This window comes from Microbacterium sp. zg.Y909, assembly GCF_024626565.1.
The window spans coordinates 1-5,588 of the sequence record NZ_JANJFJ010000289.1 but is presented as its reverse complement, the minus strand read 5'-3'; the positions used below and the strand labels follow the sequence as shown (position 1 = coordinate 5,588).

At 67.8% G+C, this 5,588-nt stretch carries 6 protein-coding genes and 1 pseudogene; 2 read left to right on the top strand and 5 right to left on the bottom strand.

Annotated elements, in window-relative coordinates; translation table 11 throughout:
• Positions 1 to 1,536 (top strand): S9 family peptidase (locus NQ160_RS17305; RefSeq protein ID WP_257516395.1); only part of this gene is annotated, 1,536 nt, incomplete at its 5' end.
• 61 nt (positions 1,537 to 1,597) lie between these two features.
• On the opposite strand, the gene NQ160_RS17300 is transcribed toward NQ160_RS17305, so the two are convergent.
• The 5 genes from NQ160_RS17300 to NQ160_RS17280 all read right to left on the bottom strand — a co-directional run bounded on the left by NQ160_RS17300 (position 1,598) and on the right by NQ160_RS17280 (position 5,025).
• Entirely contained in the window at positions 1,598 to 2,149 is a 552-nt protein-coding gene (locus NQ160_RS17300; protein WP_257516394.1) for an HdeD family acid-resistance protein, read from the bottom strand.
• A 90-nt stretch (positions 2,150 to 2,239) separates the two neighbouring features.
• Positions 2,240 to 3,160 carry an AEC family transporter gene (locus tag NQ160_RS17295; RefSeq protein WP_257516393.1) on the bottom strand — a complete coding sequence of 307 codons (921 nt, stop codon included), beginning with the start codon at positions 3,158 to 3,160 and terminating at the stop codon, positions 2,240 to 2,242.
• 55 nt (positions 3,161 to 3,215) lie between these two features.
• A complete protein-coding gene (locus tag NQ160_RS17290) occupies positions 3,216 to 3,803 on the bottom strand; it encodes a GNAT family N-acetyltransferase (RefSeq protein ID WP_257516392.1) in 588 nt (195 codons plus the stop codon).
• Positions 3,804 to 3,870: 67 nt separating this feature from the next.
• Complete coding sequence (locus NQ160_RS17285) at positions 3,871 to 4,263, bottom strand: hypothetical protein (protein WP_257516391.1); 393 nt, start codon at positions 4,261 to 4,263, stop codon at positions 3,871 to 3,873.
• A gap of 261 nt (positions 4,264 to 4,524) precedes the next feature.
• Positions 4,525 to 5,025: a hypothetical protein gene (locus NQ160_RS17280; RefSeq protein ID WP_257516390.1), complete on the bottom strand. Its 501-nt coding sequence runs from the start codon at positions 5,023 to 5,025 to the stop codon at positions 4,525 to 4,527.
• A 193-nt stretch (positions 5,026 to 5,218) separates the two neighbouring features.
• Here NQ160_RS17280 and NQ160_RS17275 point away from each other — a divergent pair.
• Positions 5,219 to 5,588 (top strand): annotated as a pseudogene (locus NQ160_RS17275) (enterochelin esterase); the annotation flags it as partial.

The window sequence follows — 5,588 nt, the reverse complement described above, 5'->3', positions numbered from 1 at the left end:
GCCAACGGACTCGGATACATCGGCGATCGTCCGTCACAACTGTTCGTCGTGCCCGCTCCCGACCTCGACGCCGAGCCGCTCTACGAGCCCGCCGCGCGGGTGCGTGCCGAGGGCGACGACGGGCCGCTCCCGCGCGTGGTGCCGGCGGATGCCGAGCAGCTGACGCGCGGCTCGGCCTCGTACGGCGCGCCGGTGTTCACCGCCGACGGCCGCCATGTGCTCGCCGTCGTCGACGAGATCGAGGACGCGGCGCGGGACCTGCGCAGTCGCGTCGTCGCCGTGGCGGTGGACGGTGCAGGGGAGCGCACCGTGCTCGGGCCCGAGGCGGGACTCGCCGTCTCGGAAGTGGCCGTGGCCCCCGACGGCGCGCTGTTCCTCCTCGCCTACGACGTCGGCGAGGACGGTCGGGACTTCGTCGCGCCCGGCACGGGGCTCTGGCACCTGGATGCCGCGGGCGCCCGCCCGTTGACCGACCCCGAGACCGTCGATCTCGGCGAGGTCGGGAGCCACATCGGGTTCGACGGCGAGGATGTCCTCGTGCAGAACCGCACGCGTGGCCGCGTGCACCTGGTGCGGGTCTCGCGCAAAGGGCGGACCTCCGTCGTGCTGGGCGGCGATGTGGAGGTGCTCGGCCACGCGGCAGGCGGCGGCCGCATCGTCACGGCGATCGGCACGGCCACGTCGTTCGGAGAGCTGGCCGAGGTCGTAGCGGGTCGCCCGCGCGTGCTCACCACGTTCGGCGGGGCCCTCGTCGCTGCGGGCCTTGTGGAGCCGGTCGAGGTGACGGTCCCCGCCCGCGACGGCTACCCCGTGCACGGCTGGGTCGCGGTACCGGACGGCAGCGGCCCGTTCCCCGTCATCCTGCAGATCCACGGCGGGCCGTTCGCCTCCTACGGCATCCAGGCCTTCGACGAGACCCAGGTGCTCGTCGATGCCGGCTACGCCGTGGTGTACGGCAACCCCCGAGGGTCGGCCGGTTACGGGCGCGCCCACGGGCGCAGCATCCGCCAGGCGATGGGGACGGTCGACTTCACCGACGTCATCGACCTGCTCGACGGGGTGCTCGCCGCAGACGAGCGCCTGGACGCTGAGCGCGTCGGCATCATGGGCGGGTCGTACGGCGGTTACCTCACCGCCTGGACGATCGCGCACGACCATCGATTCGCCGCCGCCATCGTCGAGCGCGGGTTCCTCGACCCGGTCGCCTTCGCCGGCACGAGTGACATCGGCTCGTTCTTCGGCGACGAGTACGTCGGCACCGACCCCGCGGCGATGGCGGCGCAGAGCCCGATGGCCGTGGTCTCGCAGGTGCGCACACCCACCCTCGTCGTGCATTCGGAACTCGACTTCCGCTGCCCGCTCGAGCAGGCCACGCGGTACTACACAGCGCTGAAACGGCAGGGGACTGCGGCCGAGATGCTCGTCTTCCCCGGCGAGGACCACGAACTCACCCGCGGCGGCCGGCCCCGCCACCGTGTCGAGCGCTTCGCGGCGGTGCTGGATTGGTGGCACCGCTACCTGCCGATCGTTTCCTGACCCGGCGACGCCGGCATGACGAAGGGCCCCGGGAGTCGGTCCCGAGGCCCTTCGTCGTATGTCACTTGCCGAACGTGAAGGCGCGGATCACCTGCACCACGCCCAGCACGATGGCCGAGATGCCGATGAGCAGCCACAGCGTCGCCGCGCCCCACAGCGGGGCGAACAGCAGCACGACGCCGGCGATGATCGAGAGGATCGCGAAGAAGATGGTCCACCCGCTCGATGCCGCCCATCCGAGCGTCGAGAGCGAGACGATGCCCTCGACGATCCACATGACGCCGACGAGCACGCCGACGAAGGTCCCGAACCAGGCGGTGGCCGCGGGGAGGTTGATGAAGGCGACGATGCCGGCGACGATGAACAGCACGCCCAGCACGATGTGGCCGAGCCGGGCCCACCCGCCCCGCTGCGCGCTGAAGATCCCGAGTCCCGCGTAGACGAGGCCGGCAGCGACGGCGTAGATCGCCACCACCGCCACGACGACCATGGCCGTTCGGCCGGGCCAGACGAGGATGAGGATGCCGAGGATCAGCGCGAGCACGCCGCTGATGCCGAGAGCCGTGCGGATGCCGTTGAGCAGCGGTCTGTCGATGGAGGAGTTGTAGGCCATCGTGCGTCCTTTCTGAGAATTTTCTGTGAGGACGGCGCCATTGTAGCCCCGCGCACCCTCGTGTGAAGGGGGGAACGCGGCGGGGGAGTGCTACCCCAGCAGCACCATGATGAGCAGCAGCACGGGGACGCATCCCACCGTGGTGAGGAAGATCGTGTCCCGCGAGATGCTCTCGCCGACGCCGTAGTGCTGGGAGTAGGTGAAGATGTTCTGCGCCGTCGGCAGTGCAGCCAGCACCGTGACGATCAGTATTCCTTCCGGGGACAGCTGGAAGACGTAGGCCGCCGTCGCCCACGCGACCAGCGGCATGACGACCAGCTTCAAGGCGGTGGCGAGGATCACATCTCGCCGGTGCCCGGCCGTGCCCAGCACCCGCTGGCCGTACAGCGACATGCCGTAGCCGATCAGCAGCACCGGCACGCACGCGTTGGCGATGAGCTGCGCAGGATCGAGGATGAGCGGCGGAAGCTCCCAGCCCGACACCGACACCGCCACCCCGAGCACCGAGCCGAGCACGATCGGGTTCGTCGCCGTGCGCTTGAGGATGCGGCGGGGGGAGCGCTGGCCGGTGGTCGCGGCATCCAGAATCGCCATCGAGATGGGCGTGAACACCAGCAGCTGCAGCAGGATGACGGGAGCGGGGAACGCGGCGCTGCCGAGCAGGTACAGCGACAGCGGGATGCCCATGTTGTTGGAGTTGACCTGACCGGCCGAGAGCGCGGCGATGGTCGTCTCGGCGGTGGAGCGATGCCAGAGGAAGCGCGAGAAGAGCGCCTGTGCGGCGATCACCACCAGGGCGGCTATCGCGGAGACCGGCAGGAGCGCCGAGAAGAGCGTCTGCACGTCGGCCTGGGACAGCACGACGAAGAGCAGGAACGGCGACAGCACGAAGAACGTGAGCCGGTTGAGCACGTGGCGGCCGTGGGGGCCGAGCAGGTCGACGCGGCCGATGATGTAGCCGATCAGGATCGCCACACCGATGACGACGAATCCGGTGGCGACATCCAGCACCCTCTGAGCCTAGGGGTGCGACGCGACGGCTCGGCTCGCTCGACGACAGTTCGTGTCAGGGGAGCGACGCAGGGATCGTCTTGCGCATGACGGTCTTGCTCTTGCCGATGTGGCGCTCGAACACGAAACCGGCCTTCTCGAACATCGCCCGGGTGCCGTTGTGCAGGAACGACGACGACGTGCGCTTGCCCGGGGCGAGCTCGTTGGGGAACGACACCACCTCGCCGCCGCCGGCCTGAGCGATCAGGTCGAGCGCGCCGTCGAGCGCCTCGCGCGCCACACCGCCGCGCCGATGGTCACGGTCGACGAAGAAGCACGTGATGCGCCAGGGGGCCGGACGCGTCTCGCCGGCGTCGTACTGCTTGCGGTGGTAGATGCCAGGCAATTCGGCGGGGCTGCCGTACTGACACCAGGCGATCGCGTCGTCTCCGTCGAAGACCAGCGCCGCGTGTGCGACGCCTTCCGTCACGAGACGCTTCTTGAAGGTCGGTCCGTCGTACTGGACCTTGACCGTCAGGTCGGTGTCGCCGTGGAAGTAGGAGCACCAGCATCCGCCCCAGACGCCGTTGTGCTTCTGCGCGAGCGCCAGCCAGGCCGGATACGTCTCGAGGGTGAGTGGCTTGATCGTGTGCGTCGTCGCCATGATCGCCTCCTCGCGTCGGTGATCATTCTGCGGCGCGAGAGCCAGCGTCGGCAAGGCCGTTCCTGTGTCAGTACAGGGGCCTCTGCCACATGACGTCGGCGACACACAGGGCCTGCTCGGCTTCGCGGAAGAAGACGTCGGTGGGGACGGCCTCGTCCGAACCGGGATCGCCGGTGTGCCCCTCGAGATTGATCCGCCACGCAGCGTCGAGCCCCGGACTATCGACGGAATCAGCGCCGTCGAACGGTTCCGGCTCGCCGGCGCTGAGTCCGTTCCAGACGGCAGCGTCCCCGAAATCGCCGACGAAGTCATCACAGGCAAAGTCGAACGGTTCGCCGACCGAGGCGGCGGCCACCAGTTGGTCTGTCGTCGCGATGACTCGGGCGCCTTCGCGTCCCCAGACAAGCGCGTCTATCGAACAGGCTGAGAGCGCCAGCGCGGACGTGCCGGCAGCCACCACGAACAAGCCTCGCCCTAGCGTCCTCATGGTGTCACCGTAGGCTCCGCTCGGGTCCCATCCGCGTAAACGCCCTATCGCCGATAATGCACATTATGTCAATTCAGAGGTTGCGTTACCCGTTTGCGAAGTCTGCAACCACCGAGTGTGGGCCCACATGAAACACTCAGTGGAGCATCATGGGGGCCGGGTGCCGTCTCGCGTGTGCGCGCCGCCCTGGCGCGTTCACGAGCTGCTCGGTCACCCAGATGACCAGGTGGAGCCCTACCTCAGCACGTTTAGAATCGCGAGTATCCCAGCCGTCAAGAGCGCCATCGTGACGGCAGATCGTCGATGGTGTTGGGGAATGAATGCGGCGATCAGTGTGACGCAGAATGTAGCCGCCAGTACGAATGGGGCGCTCACGAGCAACGAGTAGGAAAGGTATCCGCCCCGGTCAAAGAAGCTGAGGATGAGAGTGGGTACTCCGCAGACCACCGACGCGATCCCGACAGAGACCAGCGGCACCGTTACTCGAGACCACCCGCCGGCTTCCTGAATCAGGATCGCAGCCCCTCCGATCAGGCCTCCGCACACGAACCACAGGGCCAAAAAGCCGACGATCTGAAGAAGGTCTGACTGGTCGGGAGCCGTAAGACTGACGAGGCTCGCCGGAATCAGAGCAATGACCCCCACGAAGGTCGCGGCAGATAGCCAACGTCTCGGGGGTAGTCGGCGCGCGGTGCGGTCTGCCGCGCGCAGTTCTTCAGCAATCGGGTCACTCACGTCGACAGAACCCTCCCTCACTTCCACCCTCGCATAGCGGCAAGCGAGTTCGTAGCTACTCCGCACCAGCCGCCGCGACGGCGATAGCCCCTGTGGGCCCGCACTGGCGGCGTGACTACAACCCGTCACCTATCCATGCAGCAGTCCCCTCGCCTGCGAGAGGCTTGCGCCATGGCAGAGTCGTGGCGTGCCGATGATGATGCCGTTCGTTCCGTTGCCTCTCGAGCAGGCCGACGTCGATTATGTGTACGGTCCTGATTCCTTCACGCGACTCGGTGTCCAGCCTGGCTCCATCGAGGAGATCCGTATCGACACGAGCGCGAGATTCCCCGGAACATCCAGGACCATCTGGGTGCACCGTCCGGCCGGTGTGCGCACCTCCGCTGAGTGCGCCGTGATGTTCTTCAATGACGGTTGGTGGTATCTGGACCCCGAGGGGGATGTCCGTGGCGCGACCGTTCTCGACAATCTCTCTGCGGCAGGCGACCTCCCGCCGATGGTCAGTGTGTTCGTTGACCCCGGGGTTCTCCACGTCGACGCTGTGCCGATGAAGCACCGCAACG